Origin of the sequence: Longimicrobium sp., assembly GCF_035474595.1 — a bacterium.
GTDB lineage: Bacteria > Gemmatimonadota > Gemmatimonadetes > Longimicrobiales > Longimicrobiaceae > Longimicrobium.
Genome location: NZ_DATIND010000107.1, coordinates 1 through 25,075, shown reverse-complemented (window position 1 = coordinate 25,075; position 25,075 = coordinate 1). Strand labels below are relative to the sequence as shown.

Genomic DNA, 25,075 nt, shown 5'->3' with positions numbered 1-25,075 from the left:
GCGCCGCGAGCCGACCGCGCGCCCGGACCGGCATCCGCCGTCGGTGGTCCGGGATCGCTGCTGCGAGCCCGCCCGTGCGGGCTCCTCCCGCCCGGCGCTCTGCCGGGAAGGGCCTGGCTGGCCCGTCTCCATCTCCCTTCTCGCCCGGAACGAGAAAGCCCCCGCCCGGCGCTCTGCCGGACGGGGGCCTCACGGTCCCGGATCTCTATCTTTGCTGCGCGGCGGCGGGGCGCCGCATCCCAACGAAAAACGCTCCTTCCCGGCGGGTGCCGGGCGGGAGCGTTCAAGCCCTGTATTCAAATGTTGCCCATAGATTAGCAGATCATCCCGGACCCGTCAACCCCTAATCGGCCGATCTGCTCCCTCTTCCATTTCCGCCCAAACTGCGGGAATAGACGTGCCTTATCATAAACCGCGGGTGATCCGCCGCGCGTCCGACCCGGAACCCGCCGCAATGCGCATCCGCGGGCGCCGCTCACGCGTCGTTCAGCACGCGCAGGAACGCCTCGCCGAACTTCTCCATCTTCGCGGGGCCCACGCCGCTGATGGAGAGCATCTCGCGCTCCGTCCTCGGGTGCTCGCGCGCGATCTCGATCAGCACGCGGTCGGAGAAGACGCAGAACGCGGGCTGGCTCAGCTCCTTCGCCAGTTCCCAGCGCAGCTTCTTCAGCCTCCCGTAGAGGATCGCCTGCTCGGGCGTGGGGTCGCCGGCCGGCGCGGGCTCGCGGCGCGCGCGGGGGCGCGGCTCGCTCGCCGCGCCGGGCTGCGTGGCGCCGTCGGCGTGGGCGCGCAGGAGCTCCATCAGCGGCGCGCCGTAGCGGTTCAGGAGCGCGGGGGTCACGCCCTGGACGGCCAGCAGCGACTCCGGCGAGTCGGGCTGCGCGGCGGCGATGGCGTTCAGCACCTCTTCCGACATCACCATGAACGGCGGCGTGTCGTGGCGGCGCGCCAGCTCCTTGCGCACGCGGCGGAGATGGTCGCGCAGCAGGTCGGGGCCGGAGCGGACCGAGACCACGCCGTCGGTGGAGAGGTCGTACCCCTCGCGGCGCGCGGCGCGGCGATCGCGGCGGAAGTCGAGCGGGAGCCGCTCCCGCTTCGGGCGCTCGCGCGGGCCCTCGGAGCCATCCGTCTCGATCCCGTGCCTGGCCGCGAGCCCGTCGGCCTCCTGCAGGCAGTTGTCGCAGGCGCCGCAGTGCTTCATCGCCGCGCTGTCGCCGAAGTACTGCAGCACGAACCCGCGCCGGCAGTCCCTGGTGTACGCGTAGATCTGCATCTTCTGCAGCTTGCGGTGGTCGCGCTCGCGCTTGTCGTCCAGCGCCTGCCAGTCGATCGGCAGGCGGTTGACGGGCGTCTTGCGATCGATCACCCACACGCCTTCACTGCCCTGCTGCCATTCGAGGAACCCCTCGTCCTGCAGCCGGTCCAGCAGGTCCACGGGCGACTCGCCGGGCGAGGCGCGGGACAGGACGCGCCACTCCACCTCGGCGCCGCGGTACACCTTCTCGCCCCCGCCCGCCTTCCAGAGCGCACGCAGGAACTCCAGCTCCGCCGGGCGCTCGGCCAGCTCGCCGGAGATGCGGGAGGGGGTGGCCAGGAGCCGCAGCCGCACCGCCTGCCCGCCGGACGCCGCCGCCTTGGCCAGCCCGAACTGCTCCAGCACGCGGACGGCGCTGGCCACCTGCTTGTCGGCCTTCAGGTGCTTCTTCAGCTGCCGCGCGATCTCGTCGGCCGGGGTGGTGCAGATGCCGCGCGCGTCGGCATCGCGGCGCAGCACGCGCAGCACCTGCTCCACCGCCTCGCGCGGCGGGTTGGCCACGTCGGCGAAGAACTCGTGGATGAAGCGGTCGGGATAGGCGTGCAGGAGCACGCAGTCCGACGGGCCGCCGTCGCGCCCCGCGCGCCCGGCCTCCTGGTAGTACGCCTCCAGGTTGCCGGGCATGTTGTAGTGGACGACGATGCGGACGTCGCTCTTGTCGATCCCCATTCCGAACGCGTTGGTCGCCACCACGACCCGCGCGTCGCCGGTCATGAAGCGCTCCTGGATCTGCTTGCGGTCGCGGTCCATCAGCCCCGCGTGGTAGCCCACGCACGGCACGCCGCTCCCGTTCAGCAGCCCGGTCAGCGCGTCCACGCTCTTGCGCGTGGAGGCGTAGACGATGGACGACCCCTCGCGCCCGCGCAGGAGCTTGAGGAGGATCCGGTCCTTCTCCGAGTCGTTCTTCGCCCGCAGCACGTGCCAGATCAGGTTGCGCCGGTCGAACCCGGTCACCAGCACGTGCGGGTCGCGCAGCCCCAGCTGGCGCACGATGTCGCGCCGCACCTCCTCCGTCGCGGTGGCCGTCAGCGCGGCGACCGGCGGGTTCCCCAGCAGCTTGCGCGCGCGGCCGAGGCGCAGGTACGACGGGCGGAAGTCGTGCCCCCACTCGGACACGCAGTGCGCCTCGTCCACCGCGAGCAGCGAGACGTCGAGGCGGGCCAGGCGGTGCTGGAAGGCGTCGGAGTCGAAGCGCTCGGGGGCCACGTAGACGAGCTTGTATTCGCCCCGCTCGGCGGCGTCCAGCCGCGCGTTCATCTCCGAGCCGGAGAGCGACGAGTTGATGAAGGTGCCGGGGACGCCCAGCGCCTCCAGCGCGTCGATCTGGTCCTTCATCAGGGAGATGAGGGGCGATACGACCAGCGTCACCCCCGGGCGCATCATGGCCGGCACCTGGTAGCAGATGCTCTTGCCGCCGCCGGTGGGCATCACCGTCAGGCAGTCGCCGCCGTAAAGGACGTTGCGGATGGCCTGGTCCTGCCCGGGGCGAAAATCCGCGTACCCCCAGTACCGGCGCAGCACCTCGCGCGCGGCCTCGAAGGCGGTGTCGGTGGACGCGGCGTCCAGGGCGGTATCGGTCACGGCGGATGATGGGCGGTGCGTGGATCGGGATCGGCGCGCCCCCGTACCCACGTGCCGGGATACGGTTCTGCCGCCGTCGTGTTCTCCGTGCAATTGATGAGGAGGATAGAATACAACGCTGAGAGGAAGATGTACAGAGCGGTATGGCGTAAAGATGACGGAATCGCGAGCAGCGACACCGGGATGCACACGGTTGCGGAGATGTGTGCGAGACGTGGCGGGATACGGGCGCGCGCGATCGGGTTCCGCCGCGCGTCCGCCGCATCGCGCCCTCTCCGGCCGGCCAAGGCCGTCCACCTCTCCCGTACCGGGAGAGGTAGCTGGACGAGATTAGCGCGGCTCGCGATGGCACCCTGCCCGCCTGGCTGGCCCCTCCCCCACCCCGCAGGTCCAGGAATGCATCGCGGGGCCCCGTCATCCCGGCGAGCCCCGCGATTCCGTCGCATTTCAGCACTCATATCAGCACTCAGCGACCTATCGTACTTCCGTACTCACGTACTCTCGTACTTCGTACCGTCACCGCGTCATCCCCCGCACCTCCGCCAGCCCCCGCGGGTCCCACTGCGGGCGCTGGGGCGCGTTGGCCACCTCCCACGCGGTGAAGAACGCCATCCGCGCGATCCGCGTCAGCTTGTCGAAGTCGATCTTGCTCACCTCGTCGCTGGGGCGGTGGTAGTCCGCGTGCACGCCGCTGAAGAAGAAGATCGCCGGGATCTCCTTGCGCGCGAAGTTGAAGTGGTCGCTGCGGAAGAAGAAGCGCTCCTGCGGCCAGATGTCGTCGGCCAGCGTGAGATGGAGATCGCCATGCGCGCGCTGCACCGCGTTCACCGTGGCGCCCAGCGTGGAGTAGTTCTTCCCGATCACCACCACGCTGTCGGGGTTGTTGCGCCCGATCATGTCGATGTTGATGTCGGCCACGATCTGGGCGAGCGGCAGCGTGGGGTGCTCCGAGAACCACTCCGAGCCCAGCAGCCCCTTCTCCTCGCCGCTCACGTGCAGGATCACGATCGAGCGCTTCGGCCGCAGCCCCATCGACTGGAAGGCGCGCGCCACCTCCAGGATCCCCGTGGTCCCCGACCCGTCGTCGTCGGCGCCGTTGTAGATCGAGTCGCCGTTCACCGCCTGGCCCACCCCCACGTGGTCCATGTGGGCGGAGAGCACGACGTACTCGTTCTTCAGCACCGGGTCGCTCCCCGGCCAGATGGCGATCACGTTCGGGGCGCGCGCCTGGTCCACCTGCTCCATCGGCAGCGCGCCGGTCGCCGTCAGCGAGGCCAGCGGCACCGCGTGGAAGTTGTTCCCCGCGCCCGCCGTCCACTGCTGGGCCAGGTCCAGGTTCGCCGCGCGGAAGAGGCGCCCGGCCGCCTCCTGGCTCAGGAAGAACTGCGGGTACGCGGGCTCCGTTCCCACCGAGCGCGTGGGGCGCGCCGCGGTGGCCGCGTACTTCGCGACCGAGTCCGCCGTCCACTCCGGCCCCAGCACGTAGGCGACGGCGACCGCGCCGGCGCGCCGGGCGGCAGTGCGGATGCGGTTGCGCTCCAGCCGCCAGTCGCGCGTGGGGCCGCCGGGAATCGCGGCGACGGCGATGCGGCCGGTGAGCGACCCCGGCGCGGTCAGCGCGTCCGGTGCACGGCCGATGTAGACCAGGCTCCCCGAGACGTCCTGCGCCGTCCCCCCCGCCGTCCAGAAGTCGCGCCCCGCGGTGAAGGCCACGGGCGCTGCGCCGCCGGTCACCTGCAGCCGCGCCGCGGTGGGATCGAGGCGGCGCATCCCGTACGGATACCACTGGAAGAACGTCGTGCCCTCGCCGCCGGGCTGGAAGCCCATCGCCTGGTAGTTGGAGGCCAGGTAGCTGGCGACGATGTTCAGCTCGGGGCTGGGCGTGTCGCGGCCGCGCATCAGGTCGCTGGAGATGAACTCCAGCCGCGCCCGCGCGTCGGTGATGGTGATGGTGTTCGCGGCGGCCGCCACCTCGGGCGGCAGCGGCGCGGCGGACTGGGCACGCAGCGAGGCCGCGCCGGCGAACATCGCCAGCGCGGCCGGAAGGAATGCGGACGGACCTCGGGTCATCGGGCTGGGCTCCTGGGGGTTGGGTGACCCGGGAGCCCCCGCTTCAGGAGCTGGGCCGCACCCGGGCCGGCGAATTTCCGCTGGGCGCCGACCGCCCGCCGGACGACGGCTCCCGCGACGGCGGCGGCGACTCGCGCCGCGGCTGTTCGCTGCGCGGCTCCGAGCGCGGCGGCGGAGACTCGCGCCGCGGCTCCGAACGCGGCTCGCTGCGCGGCGCCTCGCGGCGGCTCTCGCCGCGCGACCCGTCGTCCCGCGGCTCGTCGCGGCGCCGCTGCGGCTCGGCGCGGGGCTGCTGGGCGCGCACCGGGTCGGACTCGGCGGGGCGGCGCTGCAGCGTGGGCCGCTCGCGGCTGGGCTGCTGCGTGCCTCCGCCCCCGCGCCCCTCCTGCCCGTCGTCGTTGCCGCGGCGGGTGCTTCCCGAGCTCGGCGGCGGCACCTCGCGGGTGGACCGGTTGTTGGGCGAGCGGTAGCCGCGCGCGCCGTCGGACTCCTTGTAGCGGTGCTGCGGCTCGCGGCGCACGTACCGGTCCGACGGGTAGTAGCGGCCCCAGTAGCGGATGCGGTCGCCCCGGTAGTAGCGGGTGTCATAATAGTACGGCTGCTCGCGCAGCAACACCCGCACCCGGTCGCACCCGTCGTAGTAGGGGCTGCGGCTGCCGTACCACGAGCCGTAGCTGCTGTAGCAGGCGTAGCGCGGGAAGGTGTAGCGGTTGCTGCCCACGTGGTAGCTGTACCAGTCCAGGAACCCGTACCCCTGGTCGAAGTCCGGCACCAGCAGCCGGGCGATGCGGTCCATGGCGTGGAACGGGTCGCCCACCACGTTCAGCCCCGCGTCCCACGCGCTGCCGCGGCGGTAGTAGTAGTCGCGCACGCGGCGCAGGTCCAGCGGCTCGTCGCTCGCCACGGCGAACACGTAGCCGATGCCGTAGCCGTACCCCACGCGCATGGAGCTGCCCGTGCGGGTGCCCAGCGTCAGCGAGCGGCCGCCGTCCAGGAAGCCGTCGTCGTAGTAGTTGCGCGGCCACAGGAAGTCCACGTCGCCGTCGGGGGTGATGTGGACCACCGCCACGTACGCGTCCTCGCTCGCGCGCACCACCGCGCGCGTCTGGGCGCCGGGGCTGAACAGGTCGCGGTCGCCGTCCAGCCACACGCGCACGCTGGGGCCGCGCTGGCCGTCCTCCTGGAGGCCGCCCCGGCGGTCGTCGCGGGGGGCGCCGTACCCGTCCTGGAAGGCGGCGGACGGCGAGAGCGGCGCGGCGGCCATATCCGTACGAAAGAGCGCGCCGTCCTGCGCCCCCGCCGGGCGGGCGGGCGCGGCTGCCCCCATCGTCAGCAGGAGCAGGGCGGCGGCGGTGTGTCTGTGCATGGTGTGTCTCCGGGTGTGGCAGGAAGCTGCCCCGATCCGGGAGCAATCCGCGTTCCGAACCTGTATACGATCGCAAGGTATTGGGGGATATGGATTTACCGGCGGGCGACGCATCTTCCCCCTCCGTCCGTGTCCCCGCGCGGGGACGAGCGTGCGGACGCGAGGGGACAGCGCGGAATGTCTCAGGACGACACTGGGAGATCTTCGCCGGATCCCGCGCCGGCCGCCACGAGCTCGCCGGCCGGCGAGAAGCCCAGCCAGCGCAGCGCCTCGTCCACCTCGCTGCTGGCCTTCACGTACGCGCCGCGGTTGGTGGCCACCGTCTGGCCGAACCTGCGCTCGTCGAGCAGCGGAACCTCGCAGAGCAGCGCCACCTGCAGCAGGGTGGCGCGGCCGCGCTCCTGCAGCGCGGCGTTCTCGCGCGCCACGAACTCGCCGAACTCGTAGCGTTCCAGCGTGGTGGGGCTGCCGTCCATCATGCGGCAGTCGAGCAGCGCCCGGCAGGGGCCGCCGTCGGTGCACGCCTCCAGGATCCCCCGGTACGCCTGCTTCGCCGCCTCCAGCTCGAAGTCTCCGTAGAGCGTCACCCACCACAGCTCGCCGCGGCGCGCGCAGACGAAGCGCGTGTCGATCCCCCACATCCAGCACCTCCCGTACGGGTGTGAGCGTGGCCCAGGCCCTCCGCCGCACCTTAATCCGCCGCCGGGCGAAGTCAAGCGGATTCTACGGTTGGAGCTCGGGGCAGTGCGCCAGCACCCACTGCACGGGCCGGATCGCGTCCAGCCGGAGCGACAGGTCGTCCTGCCAGAGTCCCCACGCGCTGAACACGTCCAGCGTTCCATCCCTCGCCTTCGCCGTAAACAATGGGCTCGCAGCGATCACGTCGAAGAGCGGACGCGGCGCTGCGAGCGGACGGCAGTGCTTCAGCGCAGAATCCAGCTGCGTCGCGGACCCCGCCGCGTCACGCGCCACCGCCAGCATCGCCCCCGCGACGGCGAGATCCAGCGCGGGCGCCACGCGGAGACGATCGGAGAGGCGGCGGGTGTTCACCAGGTTGTGGTGCACGGCCAGCCAGCTCGCCGCCACCCAGAACAGCCGCGCATCGCCCGGCGCCGCGGCCGCCGTGCGGACGATCAGATCCTCCAGATCGACGGGTGTGGATGCCGGCTCGTCCGGGAAGCCGCCGCCGATCCGCGCCCACTCCGCATACAGGGTCGGTTTCGTCATGCCCCGCCTCCCTGCTCCAGGTACAGGTCGATCAGATACGCGCTTCTGTTCGAACGCGGTGGTGCGCGGCTGGACGCTGCGACTTTGTGCGATTTCTCCAGATGAATGTATCTTGAAAAAACGATTACGGGAGCGGCTGATGTCACCACTGGATGTTGCCGAAGCTCAGGTGCGCCTCTCGGAGCTGATCCATGCGGCGATCGCAGGCGAGCACATCGTGATCACCGACGAGGATGGAACCGCGGTCCGGCTGGTGCCGGTCGAGCCGCTGAGCCGCCCTCGCTTCGGCAGCGCGCGCGGGCTCTTCACGATGTCGGAAGATTTCGATGCGCCGCTCGATGACTTCGCTTCGTACGAGCGGTGAAGCCTGGCGCCGCCCCGCCAATCCTCATCTTACGAATGTGATCCCCATCTCCCGAGATCTCCTCATGCCGCGTCGAATCCCGCGCGCGCGTCGGCGTCGCATGAGAGGTGGATGAACCCGGCCGCCGCCGGTTGACGCGGGCTCGCATGCGGCGGTAGCTTAAAGGATTATTCCCGCGACCGTGGAGCCGGGATTCCCCACGGTCCACCGGCGCGCGACCCGCCGCCCCGGCCGGGCGGCGGGCGTTCGTGCGTTCCCGCGGGCTCCCGAAGCTGAAAGGCTGTGCCGCACCCGCTGCTGATCGACTCCTTCCGGACCGTTCCCGCCTTCCGCGAGCTGGCCGATGCGCTGCCCCGCGCGGGCGAGAGCGTGGTGGCCGCGGGGCTGGCGGGATCGTCGCCCATGGTGCTGGCCGCGGCGCTTCACCGCGCCCGGCGCGAGCGCCTGTGGGCGCTGGTGGCCACGCGCCCGGAAGACGCCGAGCAGGCCACCGCCGACCTGGAAGCCCTCCTGGGCGAGGGCTCGGTGTACCTCTACCCGCAGCGCGAGTCGCTGCCGTACGAGGAGGCCGAGCCGCACCTGGAGATCGGCGGCGCGCGGGTCGAGGCGCTGGAGGCGCTGCTCAGCGGGCGCGCCAGCATCCTGGTGACCACCGCGCGGGCCATGCAGGAGCTCTCGCCCGCGGTGCACGGGCTGGACGACCTGCGGCTGGAGCTGCGCGTGGGCCAGACCATCCGCCTGGCCGAGCTGGCCGCGACGCTGGAGGGGATGGGGTTCGACCGCGCGGCCACGGTCGAGGAGGTGGGCCAGTTCGCGCTGCGCGGCGGCATCGTGGACGTGTTCGGCTTCGGCGCCCCCGAGCCCGCGCGGATCGAGTTCCTGGGCGACGAGATCGAGTCGATCCGCTTCTTCGACATCCTTACGCAGCTCTCGGTGCGCGCGGTCAACGCGCTGGAGCTGCTCCCGGTGGACCTGCGCCCCGCGGCCGAGGGCGGCGGCACCTCGTCGCACACCGCGGCCGCCTCGTCCACGGCGACAGCGGCGCCGTCGTCCAACGGCGGCGAGCCGGAGCGGAAGTCGCTGCTCGACTACCTCCCCTCCGAGACGGTGGTGGTCCACCTGGAGGGAAGCGGGACGCGGCCGGAGCTGGAGCGCACCTGGAGCGAGGTGCTGCGGCTGCACGAGGCCGAGGCCACGCGGGGAACGCGCCCCGAGCGCCCGGAGCGGCTCTTCCTTCCCGCGCACGAGGCGGGGAACCGGCTCGCGAAGCTCCCGCAGCTCTTCATCGAGGAGGCGGCCGGCGCGCCGGTGCGGGCCACCTTCCGCTTCCGCGCCCTCCCGCCCGAGCCCATCGACCGCGACATGCCGCGGCTGGGCGAGATCCTGCGCGGGGCGGCCGGGCGCGGCGAGCAGACGCTGATCCTCTGCGACAACCAGGGGCAGCTGGAGCGCCTGCAGGAGCTGCTCGACGAGTTCAAGGTCGCGCGCTACACCGAGCTGGGGATCGGGTCGCTGGCCGGCGGGTTCGTGCTGGCCGACGCCCAGCCGCCGCTCAGGCTGCTGACCGACCACGAGATCTTCCGCCGCACGCGCCGGCTGCGCAGACGGCGCAGGTTCCGCGGCGGGGCGGCGCTGGAGAGCGTGGCGGCGCTGAAGCCGGGCGACTACGTGGTGCACATGGACCACGGGATCGGGCAGTTCCGGCGGATGGAGCGGGTGCGGGTGGGCGAGGAGGAGTTCGAGACCCTCGTCATCGAGTACGCCGGCGGCGAGCTGCTGCGCGTGCCCGTGCACCGGGTGGACCTGATCGAGCGCTGGGTATCGGATTCCGACGAGGAGTCCGCCGCGCCCAAGGTGCACCGCATTGGCGGCAAGGAGTGGTCGCGGGCCAAGCAGAAGACGCAGAAGGCCATCCAGGAGATGACGGCCGAGCTGCTGGAGCTGTACGCCGCCCGCAGCGCCGAGAAGGGCTACGCCTTCTCCGCCGACACCCGCTGGCAGCGCGAGATGGAGAGCGCCTTCCTCTTCGAGGACACGCCCGACCAGCGCCAGGCCACGGAAGACGTCAAGCGCGACATGGAGTCGCCCCGCCCCATGGACCGCCTGATCTGCGGCGACGTGGGGTACGGGAAGACGGAGATCGCCATCCGCGGTGCCTTCAAGGCGGTGCAGGACGGGCGGCAGGTGGCGGTGCTCGTCCCGACGACGATCCTGGCCGAGCAGCACCTGCACACCTTCAGCGAGCGGCTGGCCGACTTCCCCGTGCGCATCGAGGCATTGAGCCGCTTCCGCACCGCGAAGGAGCAGCTGGAGGTGCTGAAGCGGCTGGAAGAGGGCACGGTCGACATCATCATCGGCACGCACCGCCTCCTGTCGCCCGACGTGAGGTTCCGCGAGCTGGGGATGCTGGTGATCGACGAGGAGCAGCGCTTCGGGGTGAAGCACAAGGAGATCCTGAAGCAGCTGCGGAAAACGGTGGACGTGCTGACGCTGACCGCCACGCCCATCCCGCGGACGCTGCACTTCTCGCTGCTGGGGCTCAGGGACATGACCCTGATCCAGACCCCGCCGCGCGACCGGCAGCCGGTGATCACGCACGTCCTCCCGTGGACCGACGCGATCATCGAGGACGCCATCCGGCGCGAGCTGGACCGTGGCGGCCAGGTGTTCTTCGTGCACAACCGGGTGGAGACGATCGGCGCCGTCGCGCAGAAGGTGCAGCGCCTGGTCCCCGAAGCGGGGATCGGCGTGGCGCACGGGCAGATGCGCGAGAAGGAGCTGGAGGAGGTGATGACGCGCTTCCTCGACGGCGACCTCGACATCCTGGTGGCCACGGCGATCATCGAGAGCGGGCTGGACGTGCCCCGCGCCAACACGCTGATCGTGAACCGCGCGGACCAGTTCGGCCTGAGCCAGCTGTACCAGATCCGCGGCCGCGTGGGCCGAAGCCACCACCGCGCCTTCTGCTATCTCCTCATCCCCGACGAGGTGCAGGAGGACGCCGAGCGGCGGCTCAGGGTGCTGGAGCACTACACCGAGCTGGGGAGCGGATACCGCATCGCCCTCAAGGACCTGGAGCTCCGCGGGGCGGGTAACATCCTGGGCGCCGAGCAGAGCGGATTCGTGCACGCCGTGGGGCTCGACACCTATCTCCGGCTGCTGGAAGACACCATCAAGCAGCTGAAGGGCGACGGGAAGCGGCCGCAGAAGGGGCTCGCCGAGGTGTCGGTCGACGGCGCCGCGCTGATCCCCGACCACTATGTGCCCGACGAGCCGCAGAAGCTGCACTTCTACCGCCGCCTGGCGCGCGAGGAGAAGGTCGACGGGGTCGACGCCATCCGCCGCGAGCTGCGTGACCGCTACGGCCCGCTCCCCGACGAGGTGGAGACGCTGCTGGCCACGCAGGCGCTGCGCCTGATCGGCGGCGAGCTGGGCGTCGAGCGCATCCTCGTCCGCCCGTGGGACGTGCGGGTGAACTTCCGCACCGGCGTGGTCCCGCGGATGGCGCCGCTGCAGAAGACGCTGACGCAGTACCAGTTCGCGGTGGACGTGCGCCGCCCGCTGCCGCTGTCGCTCACGCTCACCCGCCATGGCACCGAGCCCATCGTCACCACGATCGTGGCGGCGATGAAGGACCTGGCGGCGGATTCGAGCCTGACGGCGTAGGGAAAGAAGAAAAGAAGTCCTAAGTGCCAAGTCCTAAGTCCCAAGTGGGTGCTGAGTGCCGAGTGCGCACGGAGAGCAGGAGACGCAGTTACTTAGGACTTAGGACTTAGGACTTAGGACTTAGGACTTAGGACTGTCGGAGTCTGGCCGGGCGCTTCCGGCACTCCGTACCTCGCACTTCCGTTTGTCGAAGTTTTTCGCCGCGCGACGGGACGCTCCCCGGGGTCCCGCGCCGTTTCACATCCACCCGGGCTGGAGATTCTCGATGAAGCTGTCCCGCTGGGCCCTGCTCGTGGCCGCCGTACCGATGGCGGCAGGCTGCAACAGCCTGAAGCAGGCCGTGAACGCCCATAAGGACGAGGTCGCCTCGGCGGCCGGCAAGGAGCTGAAGGTCGACGAGGCCGCCAACCTCATCGCGGCCAGCCCGCAGGTTCCCCCCACCGCCGACGTGGTCCGGGCCGTGGCCGAGCGCTGGGTGGACTACACCCTGCTGGCCACCGCCTATGCCGAGGACACCTCGCTGGCGGTGCTGGACCTGGACAAGATGACGCAGCAGCAGCGCGACCAGGAAACGCTGAACCGGCTCTTCCAGACCACCGTGAAGACCGACACCGCGTTCACCGACGCGCAGCTGGAGCAGGCGTGGCAGACACAGGGCCCCGGGCAGCAGGTGCACGCCCGGCACATCCTGCTGCGCCCGCCCGCAGACGCCACCCCCGCGCAGCGCGACAGCGTGAAGCGGCTGGCCGAGACCATCCAGCGGCAGGCCGCCGGCGGCGCCGACTTCGCCGCGTTGGCCAGGCAGTACAGCCAGGACACCAGCAAGGACCAGGGCGGCGACCTGGGCTTCTTCGGGCGCGGGCAGATGACGCCCACCTTCGAGGAGGCCGCGTTCCGGCTGCAGGCCGGGCAGGTGAGCCCGGTGGTGGAAAGCCCCTTCGGCTTCCACGTGATCAAGGTGGAGGAGCGCCGCCAGGAGCCGCTGGGCGAGCGCAAGGAGCAGTTCCGCCAGTACCTGGTGGGCAAGAACCGCCAGACCGCGGTGGAGCACTTCGCCGACTCGCTGAGCAAGGCCAACAACCTGCACGTGGAGACCGGCGCCGCGCAGCAGGTGAAGGAGATGGCCAAGAACAACGACAAGCCGCTGCGCGGCCGCGCCGGCGAGCGCGCCCTGGCCACCTTCCGCGGCGGCCAGCTCTCGGCCAGCGACATCCAGGCGCAGATGGTGGGCGCCCCCGACGAGGCGCTGAAGCAGATCACCGACGCGCCCGACAGCTCCATCGTGCAGATGGTGAAGAGCGCCGCCACCGAGCGCATGCTGCTGGCCGAGGCCCGCCGCCGCAACGTGGGGCTCTCGGCGCAGGAGACGGCGCAGATGCGCGACCAGGCGCGCGCCGCCATCCGCCAGCTGCTGACCGTGACCGGCGTGGCCGAGCTGCACGCGCCCAAGGGCTCGGCCGGCAACGCGGTGATCGAGCAGCAGGTGCGCGAGTGGCTGGCCCAGGCCGTCAGCGGCCAGCGCCAGCTTCCGCCGCTGGGCGTGCTGGGCACGCAGCTGCGCAACGTCTACGGCTACAACGTGAACGAGGCGTCGTTCCAGCGCGTGGTCGACAAGGTGAAGCAGATCCGCGCCACGCAGCCGCAGGTAGCGCCGCCGGCGCAGATGCCGGGGATGCCGCAGGGGCAGCAGCCCATGCCGCAGGGCCCGCCGCCGCAGCAGGGGCAGCAGCCCGCCCCCACCCCGCAGCCGGCCCCGGCCCCCGCGCCGGCCGACACGGGGAAGAAGTGACCGTCACCCGGTGACGGGCAGGACGCGAGGCGCGGCGGGAACTCCGCCGCGCCTCGCGGCATATAAGCCGGTCCGGACGCGCGTGCGCGCGCGCCGGAACGCGGCCCGCCCGGCGGGCCGCTCGCTCTTTCTTCCTCCAGCAACTAGCCGTTCGGATATGCGTGCTCTGACCGCGCTCTGCCTTGCCGCCGCCCTGGCCGCGCCCGCCGCCCTGGCGGCGCAGCAGCCCGCCGCCCAGCCCGGGACCCGCGTGTGGGACCGGGTGGTGGCCGTGGTGGGCGACACCTCGGTGCTGTACTCCGACGTGCTCCTCGAGATCGAGTCGATGCAGGCGCAGGGGCAGCAGGTGCCCACCGACCCCACCGCGCGCAGGCAGATGGAGCGCGACGTGCTGCAGCGCCGCGTGGACGACCTGCTCCTGCTCGAGGCCGCGCGCCGCGACAAGCTCACCGTCGACGCGGCCGAGATCGCGGGGCAGGTGGAGACGCAGATCAACCGCGTGCAGCAGAACTTCGGCTCGCAGGCGGCCATGGAGCAGGCGCTGGCGCAGACCGGGCGCACGCTGGAGCAGTACCGCGCCACGCTCACGCAGCAGTACACCGACCAGACCATGATCCAGCGGTACATCCGCGAGCGGCTGTCGAAGATGGCGGCGCCGCCGGTTACCGACGCCGAGATCCAGCAGTACTTCGAGCAGCAGCGCGGGTCCCTGGGGCAGCGCCCGGCCACCCTCTCGTTCCAGCAGGCGGTGGTGAAGCCGGTGGCCGGCGACTCGGCCGACGCCACGGCGCGGCGCAAGGCCGAGGCGATCCTGGCCGAGCTGCGCCGCGGCGGCGACTTCGAGGCCATCGCCCGGCGCGACTCGCAGGACCCCAGCGCGCCGCAGGGCGGAATGCTGGGGTGGTTCCACGCGGGGCAGATGGTGCGCGAGTTCGAGCAGATGGCCTTCGCGCTCCGTCCGGGCGACATCTCGCCCGTGGTGAAGACCGAGTTCGGCTACCACATCATCAAGCTGGAGAAGGTGCGCGGCGGCGAGCGGCAGGCGCGCCACATCCTCATCCGCCCCGAGATCACCGAGGCCGACGTGGCGCGGGCGCGCACCCTGGCCGACTCGATCGCCACCGCGGCGCGGGGCGGCGCCTCGCTCACCCAGCTGGCGGCACGCACCACCACGCCGCCGGACCAGCGCACGCTGCGCGACGTCCTTCCCGACCGCCTTCCGCCCGAGTACGGACAGGCGATCGGCGACGCGGCGCCGGGGACGGTGGTCGGGCCTTTCCAGCTGGGCGACCCCAGCGGGCCGTCGTTCGTGGTGGCCAAGGTGACGGACCGCCGCACGGGGGGCGAGTACACGCTGGCCGACGTGCGCGAGCAGATCCGCGACCGCATCATCCAGCAGCGCCAGGTCGACCGGCTGCTGGGCGAGCTGCGCCAGGTGACCGCCGTCACCGTGATGCAGTGACCGACGAGGTCCTGCGGGTGGACGTGCTCCTCCACCGCCTCTGCCTGACGAAGAGCCGGAGCGAGGCCAAGGCGGCGTGCGAGGCGGGGGCGGTGCGGGTGGACGGAAAGCCGGCGCGCCCCAGCGACGCCGTGCCCCCCGGCCGGCGGATCGCGATCGACTACCCCGGCCGCTCGCTGGAGGTGGAGCTGCTGGCCACGCCGGGGAAGAGCACCTCGAAGAAGCAGGCGCGCGAGCTGTACCGCGTGCTGAAGGACGAGCGCCAGGCGGACGAGGGATGGGCGTGAGGCCCGTCCGCGTCGCCGTGACGCTGGGCGACCCGCGGGGGATCGGCCCCGAGGTGAGCGAGGCCGCGCTGGCCGACCGCGAGGTCGCCGGCGCGGCCTCGTTCGTCCGCGTGGGCACCGCGTCCCTGCTCCGGTCCGGGGACGACGTCTCCGTGGGGGACTGGACGGCGGAGGACGGCGCCGCGGCGGCCGGGCGCATCGCGGGCGAGGCCATCCGCCGGGCGGTGGAGATGGCGATGGCGGGCGAGGTGGACGCGATCGTCACCGCGCCGATCGACAAGTCCGCCTTCCATGCGGGGGGATGGCGCTACCCCGGGCACACCGAGATGCTGGCGGACCTGGCCGGCGTCCCGCGGGTGGTGATGATGATGGCGGCGGAGCGCACCGCGCTGGGCGGCCCGCTCCGCGTCGTGCTGGCCACCACGCACCTGGCGCTGCGCGACGTCCCCGCCGCCCTCTCCGCCGATCTCCTGGTGGACCAGGCCTCGCTCACCTGGCGCGCGCTCCGCGACCTCTGGCGCATCCCCTCGCCGCGCGTGGCGCTCTGCGCGGTGAACCCGCATGCGTCGGACGGCGGGCTGTTCGGCGACGAGGAGGCGCGGATCGTGGAGCCGGCGCTCGCGCGTCTCCGCGAATCCGGGGTGGACGCGGCCGGGCCGATCCCCGCCGATACCGTGTTCACGCGCGCCGTCCGCGGCGAGTTCGACGCGGTGATCGCGCCGTACCACGACGTGGGGATGGCGGCGTTCAAGACGGCCGCCTTCGGGAGCGGCGTGAACGTGACGCTGGGGCTTCCTTTCCCCCGCACCTCGCCCGACCACGGCACCGCGCTCGACATCGCCGGCAGGGGGATCGCGGACGCCGGGTCGATGAAGGAAGCGATCCTCCTCGCCGTCACCCTCGCGGAGCGGATGCGCGGCGGCGGCTGAGGCGATCCCTCGCTTCCATCTCCAGCTCCGAATCTCCATCTCCGAGTCTCCATCTCTATCTCCGTCTTCATCTTCTCCTGATGCGAGACGCGGTTCGGCGCTCGTCCGCCGCATCGCGCCCTCTCCGGCCGGCTTAGGCCGTCCACCTCTCCCGTACCGGGAGAGGTAGCTCGATGGGCATCGGCGCGGTAAGAAAGCATCGGTGCGACCTGGCTTTGCAGGGCGCGCGGATGCTGGAAAGCCACCCTCTCCCGGGACGGGAGAGGGTGGCGCCCTCCGGCGCGGGGTGAGGGCGGCGCGAGACTCACCTTGCCGCGATAGTGTCCGGCTTCCGCCATCCGATCGTAGCAGTTGGGCGGTGATATCGCACGCGCACTTTGACACCCCGCGCGAACGCCATTAAGTTTCGCCCATTCCACCACATCGGCCGTTCCCTCCCCCGCAGTATCACAGCGTGATCAAGCTCACGTCGGTCTACAAGGAGTACCCCCGCTCCGGCGCGGCGCTCAAGGACGTGTCGTTCCACGTCCAGAAGGGGGAGCTGGTGTTCCTCACCGGGCATTCGGGCGCCGGGAAGAGCACCATCCTGCGGCTGATCCAGATGGCCGACGTCCCCAACTCGGGCGAGGTGCGCGTCTCGGGGTTCTCGTCGAAGACCATCCGCCGCCGCGAGATCCCCTTCCTGCGCCGCAAGCTGGGCGTCGTCTTCCAGGACTTCCGCCTGCTGCGCGACCGCACCGCCGAGGAGAACGTGGCCTTCGCGCTGGAGGTCACCGGCGTGAAGCGCTCGGCCATCTCGCAGCGCGTGAACCGCGTGCTCACGCAGGTGGGGCTGAGCCACAAGGCGCAGTCGTTCCCCGACGAGCTGTCGGGCGGCGAGCGGCAGCGCGTGGCGGTCGCGCGCGCGCTGGCCAACGAGCCGCTGGTGCTGCTGGCCGACGAGCCCACCGGGAACCTGGACGAGTGGGCCGCGCGGGGGATCTTCGAGCTCTTCCGCGAGATCAACGCGCTGGGGATGACGGTGCTGATGGCCACCCACGACCTGGACCTGGTCCGCGCGCACCCCGAGTACCGGGTGATCGAGCTGGCGCAGGGGCAGGTCGTGTACGACAGCAAGGCCGCCGCGCCCGCCCCGCAGCGCGAGACCGCCGCTCCGCCCCCGATCGCCGCCTCGCCCGCCGCCGCGCCGGCGACCGCGGCGTCGGGTGACGGGCAGATCGCCATCGACATCTTCGACCCGCGGGGGAGCTGACCCATGCCGTACTCCCTTCGCGAGGCGCTGGCCGCCTTCCGCCGCAGCCCGCTGCTGGCCTTCCTTTCCGTCGTCGCCATCGGCTTCTCCCTCTTCGTCATCGGCCTGTTCGGACTGACCGCCTGGAACATCGGGCGGGCGATCGAGAAGGTGGAGGAGAAGGTGGAGATCGTGGCGTACCTGGACGACAGCACCACGCCCGCGCAGCTGGATCTCGCCCAGCAGGAAGTCCGCGCGCTGCCGGGGGTGATGGAGCTGCGCTACGTCTCCAAGACCGAGGCGCTGGCCAACGCCATGGCCGACATGCAGGAGTTCAAGGACGTCTTCAGCGACCTGGACAACAACCCGCTCCCGGCGTCGCTGGAGATCCGGATGAAGCCGGGCTCGCGCAACCCCGACGCGGTGAAGCGCATCGCCGACCGCGTGCAGGCGTACGGGTTCGTGGAGGACGTGCGCTACGGGCGCGACTGGCTGGACCGCATCTTCCTCCTCCGCCGCCTGGCGGGCGGCGCCGCGTCGGTGATCGGCATCGCCTTCGCCCTGGTGGCCGCCATCATCATCGCCACCGCGGTGCGCATCGCCGTGTTCGCGCGGCGCGAGGAGATCAGCATCATGCGGCTGGTGGGCGCCACCGACGGCTTCGTGCAGCGCCCGTTCATCCTGGAGGGGCTGATGACGGGGCTGATGGGCGGCGTGCTGGCCGCGGCGCTCACCTGGGGCGCCTACCGCATCCTCAGCGCGACCATGTTCCGCATCGAGTTCATCCCCGCGCAGTGGATGATCGGCGTGGTGCTGATCGGCACCGTGTTCGGCTTCCTGAGCAGCATGGTGGCGGTGCGCCGCCACCTGGAGGCGGTCTGACCGTGCGCCGGCGGGTCCGCACCTTCGCCGCGGCCGGGCTGGCCCTGGCGCTGCCGCTGGCGGCCATCGCGCAGCAGGGCGGGCGCACGCGGCCGGCGGCGCAGCAGCTCACCGAGAGCCAGCGGCGGCTGCAGGAAATCCGCGCCGAGCGCTCGCAGCTGCGCGGCGAGCTGTCGGGGATCCGCAGCCGCGTGCACGACGTGACCAGCGAGATCCGCAACATCCAGCGCCAGCGCGAGGTGAGCGCGGCGCTGCTGCGCGAGCTCAGCTTCCAGATGGGCGAGACGCAGCGGAAGATCGAGGAGACGACCGAGGAGCTGCTGCGCACGCAGGACGAGCTGGCGCAGAAGAAGGCGCTGCTGAACCGGCGCCTGCGCGACATCTACAAGCGCGGGCCGATGCAGACGGAGGAGGCGCTGCTGACCGCGAACTCGTTCGCCGACCTGCTGAACCGCTACAAGTACCTGTACCTGGTCGCCCGGCGCGACCGCACGCTGGTGGGCGACGTGGGCGAGCTGCAGCACCAGCTGGAGCTGCGCGAGCAGGAGCTGCGGCGGAGCTACACCGACCTGACCTACCTGCAGAACGAGCGGGAGACGGAGAACGCGCAGCTGGGGAACATGGCGGCGCAGCGCACCAGCACGCTGTCGTCGCTGCGCTCGCACGAGCGCACCACGGTGCAGCGCATCGACGAGCTGCTGCGCGACGAGCGGCGGCTGACCAGCCTGATGGCCACGCTGGAGGCCCGCCGCCGCGAGGACGAGCGCCGCGAGCGCGACCGACTGGCCGCCGCCGAGCGCGACCGCGTGGCCGCGCGCGCCGCCGGCCGCCCCGCGCCCGCGACTCCGACGCCCGTCGCTCCCCGTGCCGCGCCGACGATGACCACGTCGAGCATGGGCAACCTGGGGTGGCCCGTGCAGGGGAACGTGGTGTACCGCTTCGGCCGCGCGCTGCAGACGAACGGGACCGCGATCCGCTACAACGGCATCGGCATCGGCGCGGCGGCGGGGAGCCCGGTGCGCGCGGTGGAGGGCGGCAAGGTGGAGATGGCGGCGCCGTTCGAGGGATACGGCCCCACGGTGGTCATCAGCCACGGCGGCGGCTACTACTCGCTCTATCTCTACCTGAAGGACATCCAGGTGCAGCCCGGCGCCACGGTCGCCAAGGGCCAGGTGGTCGGCACCGTGGGCGGCGAAGGCACCCCCGAGGGCGCCCACGTGGAGTTCCAGATCCGCACCCCCGGCGGCGAGGCGGTGGACCCGCTGGCCTGGCTGCGCGGGCGGTGATGGATCGCGCCGGATCGATGGGTCGAGAGACAGTGATGGATCGGCAGACAGGGATCGATCGAGAGACGGTGATGGTTTGCGAGGCGATTGCCGTGCGGGGGGAGATGCATCCTGCCCGCCTGGCTGGCCCCCTCCCCCCGACCCCCTCCCCCGCTCCGCGGGAGAGGGGGAGCACTGCGTGCTTGGCTCCCGGGATCGGCTTGGAAACGGGGATCCCGGTCGATCACGGAGATGGCGACGCGCGAGTCCGCGAAGGCGGACTTCGGGCCGTTGTTGCCGCGAATTCATTCGCCCTTCTGCACCTCCTTCTGCGGCACCTCCGCCACCTGTCGCTCCCCTGCCCCGGCATCGGAGGGATGCGCTGATGGCGCTGCCTCCGGTTTACGGCCACGACGACGTGCGGCGGAAGCTGCGGTCGGCGCTGCGGGGAGGGAACCTGCCGCAGTCGCTGCTCATCCACGGCCCCGCCGGCGTGGGGAAGGAGCGGCTGGCCCTCTGGCTGGCGCAGCTCATCTTCTGCGACTCGCCGCTGGAGGATGGTGAGGCGTGCGGGCGGTGCCACGCCTGCCGCTTCGTGGAGCGCCTGGAGCACCCCGACCTCCACTGGTTCTTCCCCCTCCCCCGCCCCGACGCGGCCACGCCCGAGAAGCTTCGCGAGAAGCTCGAGGAGTCGCGCGGCGCCGAGCTGGCGGCGCGCCGCGCGGACCCGTTCCACATCCCCGCGTTCGACAAGGCGCCCGCGTACTTCATGGGGATGGTGCAGAACCTCCAGCGCTTCGCCTCCGTCCGCCCGGCGATGGGAACGCGCAAGGTGTTCGTCGTTGGCGACGCCGAGGCCATGGTGCCGCAGGAGTCCAGCCCCGAGGCCGCCAACGCCTTCCTGAAGCTGCTCGAGGAGCCGCCCGCCGACACCACCCTCATCCTCACCTCGTCCAACCCCGGCGCGCTGCTCCCCACCATCCGCTCGCGGGTGCTGCCGGTGCGCGTGCTGCGGCTGGCGCAGGCGGAGGTCGCCGCGTTCCTGGCCAAGGAGAAGGGGATGAAGCCCGCCGAGGCCGAGTCGCTGGCCGCCGTCTCCGAGGGGGCGATCGGGCGCGCGCTGCGGCTCCTGCCCACCAGCGGCGGCTCCGGCGTCCTGCAGCGCCAGCGCGAGACGGCGCGCAGCCTGCTGGTCGCCGCGACCGCGCAGAGCGCGGCGGACCGGCTGGCGGCGGCCAACGGCATCGCCCCCGCCGGCGCGCGCGGCGAGTTCACCTCGGGCCTCCAGGCGCTGTCGCTCTGGCTGCGCGACCTGATGGTGGTCGCCAGCGGCGCCCCCGAGCAGATCGCCTACACGGACGACGTCGCGCTGCTGAATTCGATCGCGAAGAAGGCGCGCGTCCGCCCCGAAGGCGTGGCCTCCGCCATCCTCCGCGTGCAGGAGGCGATGGAGATGGCCGCCGGCAACGTGAACCCGCAGCTCATCCTGACCGACCTGCTGCGCGGCATGCGCGAGGACCTCGTCCGCGCGGCTTAGTTAGAGCAGGCACGGCATCTCAACGACGCGCGTAACTCTGCGAAAATCTCCTTGGTTAAAGAACTTCTCTCCTCCACCGGCGCATTTTCGATAGAAATGGCGAGCTCCGCGTCTGAAAGCCGTCCCCTCCCCCGTGGATGTACTGCGCGCTTCTCTCCGGCTTCGCTGACACACACCAGCCGGGTTTTTGCTAGTCCAAATCCGCGGAATTCCTCCGGATCGATGTAGCTCTCGACGGGATGGTACCGACTTTCTGAAACTCGCCACACGTTTCCATCCGCTGTTCGAATCTCGCGGTAGTTCCGGTGCATCGAAGTTCTCCTGGATGCGGGACGAAAAAAGGTCCGCCCCTCAAAGGGTGCGGACCTGATGGTTCACAGGGTCGACAATTCTCTAGTAAGGTAGCAAACGTAGTCAGCAGCGTCAACCACACGTGCAACCTGGGCCCGGTCCAGCGATGGATCGGGCCGTTTCCGCGTCTCCCCGCATCGCTGGATCTCACGCGGAGACGCGGAGACACGGAGGTGCTGGGCCGACGCCTCCGCGTCTCCGCGGCTCCGCGTGAGATCGCCCTTCCTTGTGGCGCGCGGCGGGACAGCGGATCTTGCCGCGAGACACTTCCACGGGAGATGGCGATGAGTGACGGCGGGTTCACGCACCTGGACGAGAGCGGGCGGCCGCGGATGGTGGACGTCGGCGGCAAGGAGGTCACCCGCCGCGTGGCGGTGGCGGAGGGGCGCATCCGCATGTCGCCCGAGACGCTGGCCGCTATCGCCGCCGGCGAGACGCCGAAGGGGAACGTGCTCCTGGTCGCACAGCTTGCGGGCATCACCGGCGCCAAGCGCACCGCCGACCTCATCCCCCTCTGCCACCCCCTCCCGCTGACCTCGGTGGAAGTCGAAATTTCCGCGGACGATTCGCTCCCCGGAATCCGCGTTTCGGCGACCGCGAAAGTGGAGGGAAAGACGGGGGTGGAGATGGAGGCGCTGACCGCCGTAACGGTTTCGCTGCTCACGATCTACGACATGTGCAAGGCCCGCGACCGGGGGATGGAGATCTCCGGAATCCGGCTGATCGGCAAGGCGGGAGGCCGCTCCGGCACATGGACGGGGGGCACGGTGGAGGGGTGATCCGGGCACGGCCCTTGCCCTCTGGGGTTCGGCTAACCTTGACCCGGAGGAACCGGAATGCAGTCGCTTCTCCTGAAGCTGCAGGCCGATATCGAAGCGCGTAAACGTCGGCACTGGGACGTGCTCGCCACGGCCAAAAGCGCCAGTTTGGGGATCAGCCTCGCGCTGATCGCGTTCCTGCTTGGAGTTAGGGCCGCCGAGGGGCGGATGGACGAGGGTGGGGCGTGGATGCAGCACCTGGGGGCCGCCCTCCCCGCCCGGCCCATGGGGCTGGTGGACCTGCAGAAGGCGCAGATCGACAAGCTCACGCGGGTGCAGGCAAACTCTTCGCTGTACGGGATCCCGGCCGACCTGGCGGAGCGGATCGAGGACATCGCGAACGCGGAGGGGATCGATCCGAAGGTGGCGTTCGGGCTGGTGGCGACCGAGAGCGAGTTCAACCGCCACGCGGTAAGCCCGGTGGGCGCGGTCGGCTACACGCAGCTGATGCCGTCGACCGCGCGGTTCTTCCGCCCGGACCTGGAGCGCGAGGCGCTGTTCGACCGCGACACCAACCTGCGGCTGGGCTTCCGCTTCCTGAAGACGCTGATCGACAAGTACCACGGGAACCTGAAGCTGGCGCTGCTGGCCTACAACCGCGGCCCCGACCGCGTGGACTCGCTCCTCCGCGCCGGTGAGGACCCGGACAACGGCTACGCCCGCCTCGTCCTCCGCGACTGGGGCAAGCGCAAGCGGTAGATTCGCCGTCTGCGGATGGTCCGCGGCGGCGGACAGACGACAAGCAGGCGGTGGGATGACGAATCGCGCCCGGATCTCGATGACGAGGTCCGGGCGCGGTGATGTTTGGAGGGGCGCGAGATTGGCGGCGGCGCGCTCCGGGCAGCATCGCGCCCTCTCCGGCCGGCCGAGGCCGTCCACCTCTCCCGTACCGGGAGAGGTAGCTGGACGAGATCGGTGCGGCTGCGGGATGCACCCTGCCCGCCTGGCTCGCCCCCTCCCCCGGAGAATTCATCGCAACACGGAACTCCGCGCGACGCGGGGATGGCGACGCGCGAGTCCGCGAAGGCGGACTTTGGGCCGTTGTTGCCGCGAATTCATTCGCCCGGCTGCGGCCGCAGAGGTGCCCGCCGGCGGCGCTACGAGCTGGTCGCGGAAAGATCTTCCTCGTTCGACAGGTAGTTGCCGAGAACGCGGTTGGTGGCGTTCAGCACGGCGACGGCCGCGGCGCGGTACGGGTCGTCGGAGGTGAGGGCGGCGCCGATCAGCGACTTGCCGTCGAGGTCGCTCTTCATCAGCGCCACCACCACGTCGGCATCGAAGGCGCGGAAGGGCTTGATCCCCACCAGCTGGAACTTCACCCGCTTCCCGATCACCCCGTCGAGCGCGGCGATGGTGGCCAGCGCGGCCGAGCGCATCTCCAGGGCGTAGCCGCTCTCGCCCTCGACCTGCCCCTCGTGCGTCTCGCCCGCCCACTCCAGCGACACGCGCGCGGTCACGCGGCCAGTGCGCAGCCCATCCATCTTCGCCGAGATGAAGCGCACGCGGCGGCGCGGCTCGGGGGCGTGCGCGTGGCACACCTGCACGGTGGCGTCGGCGGGGGTCAGGCCGTGGCGGGTGAGGACGGTGTGCACCAGCATCTCGGCGGGCGAATGCGCCGCGTCGGCGATGACCCAGACGGTGTACGGCGGGCCGTCGATGATGGCGCGGCGGACGCCTTCGATCCCTTCCAGTTCGGCGCGGGCGCTGTCGAGCGCCGCGGAATCCAGGACGGCTGGCATGGCGGTGGCGGGCGGGACGTTTGTTTATGGGAGATGCTTACATAGGTAACGGCGTACGCGACGGCGTGTCAAGCACGAAGGCCCGGAAACCCGCCGGTCTCCGGGCCTCGCGGGCCACTGCGTGCGATTCGTGGCGCGTCAGTAGCGGAGCAGCGCGCCCGCTCCCTTCATGTCGGCCACCTCGCCGGGGTCGGCGAAGGCCACGGTAATGCCCTGCCCCTCGGCCATGCGCACCATCTCCTCCACCACGTCGACCTCGGTCATGGCGGTGGAGCCGTCGTACGGGCACGCCTCCAGCTCGCGCGCGAAGACGAAGCCGCACTGGGCGCAGCGCACACCGTCGCGGTGCTGGTCGCGCGCCAGGAGCAGGGTGTCCACGCGGCCTTCCTGCAGCGCGCTGAGCGTGCCCTGGAAGCCGGCGGTGGCCATGTAGTCGTGCACCACGCGGTCGCGCACCTGCTCCACCACCTCGTGCTGGGCGCGCTCCAGCTCGCCGCGCAGGAGCGGCTCCAGCTGGCGCGCCACCTCGGCGGCGTTCTCGTCGACCCACATGGGCCCGGTGTGCACCACGCGCTGCAGCACCGAGTCCGGCAGGTGCTCGGCGAAGGCGGAGAGGTTCTCCTCGGTGCCCAGCAGCACCAGGTCGTCGGGGCCGTAGCGGGCCACGAAGTCCTGCACCTCGCCGGCGAAGTCCTTGAAGAAGTGCTTGGTCTCCTCGAGCTTGCGGCGCTGGTAGCGGCTCTGGGCGTAGCCGCCGGCCTGCACGTCGTGCGGGGGCGGCAGCGGGTCGCCGCGGCGCTCCACCTCGTCCAGCAGCGTTCCCTGGTACACGCTCAGCAGCCGCACGTGCTCGCGGTCGATCAGCACCACGCCGTAGTGGCGATACCCCTCCAGCGCCTGCGCCAGCGGGGCCACCACCGGCCGCGGCGCCACGATCAGCCGGTTCTGCAGCGAGGCGCGGGTCTGCAGCGCCTGGAACCACTCGCCACCCACCTCGGCATAGATCACCACGCCGCACTTGGCTTCGTCGTACTCGCTGTCGAGCCAGCTCTGTACCCGGTCCCAGAGGGTGTCCACGCCCTCCTCGTGCTCGGTCATCCACTCGGACTGCAGCTCCTGGAACTGCGCGCGCTTCTGGCTCAGGAACACCTGGTGCGTGCGCTTGTTGTTGGAGTTCACCGACATGTCGAGGAAGA

18 protein-coding genes and 1 pseudogene are annotated in these 25,075 nt (G+C 71.3%); 12 read left to right on the top strand and 7 right to left on the bottom strand.

Annotated features, from left to right (window positions below; genetic code table 11):
* Positions 1-475: 475 nt before the first annotated feature.
* From VLK66_RS19155 to VLK66_RS19135, 5 genes are all read right to left on the bottom strand, one after another.
* Positions 476-2,896 (bottom strand): RecQ family ATP-dependent DNA helicase, encoded by a 2,421-nt coding sequence (locus tag VLK66_RS19155; protein WP_325311073.1) that lies wholly within the window; start codon positions 2,894-2,896, stop codon positions 476-478.
* A gap of 516 nt (positions 2,897-3,412) precedes the next feature.
* Positions 3,413-4,966 carry a M20/M25/M40 family metallo-hydrolase gene (locus tag VLK66_RS19150; protein WP_325311072.1) on the bottom strand — a complete coding sequence of 518 codons (1,554 nt, stop codon included), beginning with the start codon at positions 4,964-4,966 and terminating at the stop codon, positions 3,413-3,415.
* A 43-nt stretch (positions 4,967-5,009) separates the two neighbouring features.
* Positions 5,010-6,332 carry a DUF4384 domain-containing protein gene (locus tag VLK66_RS19145; RefSeq protein WP_325311071.1) on the bottom strand — a complete coding sequence of 441 codons (1,323 nt, stop codon included), beginning with the start codon at positions 6,330-6,332 and terminating at the stop codon, positions 5,010-5,012.
* A gap of 182 nt (positions 6,333-6,514) precedes the next feature.
* The gene (locus VLK66_RS19140) at positions 6,515-6,973 is read right to left on the bottom strand and encodes a hypothetical protein (RefSeq protein ID WP_325311070.1); all 459 of its coding nucleotides are present in this window, start codon (positions 6,971-6,973) and stop codon (positions 6,515-6,517) included.
* Positions 6,974-7,055: 82 nt separating this feature from the next.
* Positions 7,056-7,559: a hypothetical protein gene (locus VLK66_RS19135; RefSeq protein ID WP_325311069.1), complete on the bottom strand. Its 504-nt coding sequence runs from the start codon at positions 7,557-7,559 to the stop codon at positions 7,056-7,058.
* Between the two features lie 61 nt (positions 7,560-7,620).
* On the opposite strand from VLK66_RS19135, the gene VLK66_RS19130 reads away from it, so the two are divergent.
* From VLK66_RS19130 to VLK66_RS19075, 12 genes and pseudogenes are all read left to right on the top strand, one after another.
* The gene (locus VLK66_RS19130; protein ID WP_325311068.1) at positions 7,621-7,923 is read left to right on the top strand and encodes a hypothetical protein; all 303 of its coding nucleotides are present in this window, start codon (positions 7,621-7,623) and stop codon (positions 7,921-7,923) included.
* Positions 7,924-8,205: 282 nt separating this feature from the next.
* Positions 8,206-11,589 carry a transcription-repair coupling factor gene (gene mfd / locus VLK66_RS19125; RefSeq protein WP_325311067.1) on the top strand — a complete coding sequence of 1,128 codons (3,384 nt, stop codon included), beginning with the start codon at positions 8,206-8,208 and terminating at the stop codon, positions 11,587-11,589.
* A gap of 265 nt (positions 11,590-11,854) precedes the next feature.
* Positions 11,855-13,378 (top strand): peptidylprolyl isomerase, encoded by a 1,524-nt coding sequence (locus VLK66_RS19120; protein ID WP_325311066.1) that lies wholly within the window; start codon positions 11,855-11,857, stop codon positions 13,376-13,378.
* 157 nt (positions 13,379-13,535) lie between these two features.
* Positions 13,536-14,840 (top strand): peptidylprolyl isomerase, encoded by a 1,305-nt coding sequence (locus tag VLK66_RS19115; RefSeq protein WP_325311065.1) that lies wholly within the window; start codon positions 13,536-13,538, stop codon positions 14,838-14,840.
* Positions 14,837-15,127 carry a S4 domain-containing protein gene (locus VLK66_RS19110; protein ID WP_325311064.1) on the top strand — a complete coding sequence of 97 codons (291 nt, stop codon included), beginning with the start codon at positions 14,837-14,839 and terminating at the stop codon, positions 15,125-15,127. Before VLK66_RS19115 ends, VLK66_RS19110 begins: the two co-directional genes overlap by 4 nt.
* Positions 15,118-16,056: a 4-hydroxythreonine-4-phosphate dehydrogenase PdxA gene (gene pdxA / locus VLK66_RS19105; RefSeq protein WP_349260520.1), complete on the top strand. Its 939-nt coding sequence runs from the start codon at positions 15,118-15,120 to the stop codon at positions 16,054-16,056. Before VLK66_RS19110 ends, pdxA begins: the two co-directional genes overlap by 10 nt.
* Positions 16,057-16,510: 454 nt before the next feature.
* Positions 16,511-17,158 (top strand): annotated as a pseudogene (ftsE, locus tag VLK66_RS19100) (cell division ATP-binding protein FtsE); the annotation flags it as partial.
* 153 nt (positions 17,159-17,311) lie between these two features.
* Positions 17,312-18,169 carry a cell division protein FtsX gene (locus VLK66_RS19095; protein ID WP_325311061.1) on the top strand — a complete coding sequence of 286 codons (858 nt, stop codon included), beginning with the start codon at positions 17,312-17,314 and terminating at the stop codon, positions 18,167-18,169.
* A gap of 2 nt (positions 18,170-18,171) precedes the next feature.
* On the top strand, positions 18,172-19,455 hold the full coding sequence (locus VLK66_RS19090) for a murein hydrolase activator EnvC family protein (protein ID WP_325311060.1): 1,284 nt from the start codon (positions 18,172-18,174) through the stop codon (positions 19,453-19,455).
* Between the two features lie 364 nt (positions 19,456-19,819).
* Positions 19,820-20,971 carry an ATP-binding protein gene (locus tag VLK66_RS19085; RefSeq protein ID WP_325311059.1) on the top strand — a complete coding sequence of 384 codons (1,152 nt, stop codon included), beginning with the start codon at positions 19,820-19,822 and terminating at the stop codon, positions 20,969-20,971.
* A gap of 635 nt (positions 20,972-21,606) precedes the next feature.
* Positions 21,607-22,101, top strand: coding sequence for a cyclic pyranopterin monophosphate synthase MoaC (gene moaC / locus VLK66_RS19080; RefSeq protein WP_325311058.1), 495 nt, complete (start codon positions 21,607-21,609; stop codon positions 22,099-22,101).
* 57 nt (positions 22,102-22,158) lie between these two features.
* Positions 22,159-22,839 (top strand): lytic transglycosylase domain-containing protein, encoded by a 681-nt coding sequence (locus tag VLK66_RS19075; RefSeq protein ID WP_325311057.1) that lies wholly within the window; start codon positions 22,159-22,161, stop codon positions 22,837-22,839.
* A gap of 398 nt (positions 22,840-23,237) precedes the next feature.
* On the opposite strand, the gene VLK66_RS19070 is transcribed toward VLK66_RS19075, so the two are convergent.
* Together VLK66_RS19070 and VLK66_RS19065 are read right to left on the bottom strand one after the other, a co-directional pair.
* On the bottom strand, positions 23,238-23,879 hold the full coding sequence (locus VLK66_RS19070; protein WP_325311056.1) for a hypothetical protein: 642 nt from the start codon (positions 23,877-23,879) through the stop codon (positions 23,238-23,240).
* Positions 23,880-24,017: 138 nt separating this feature from the next.
* The coding region (locus VLK66_RS19065; protein WP_325311055.1) for a Vms1/Ankzf1 family peptidyl-tRNA hydrolase at positions 24,018-25,075 on the bottom strand (1,058 nt) is incomplete at its 5' end.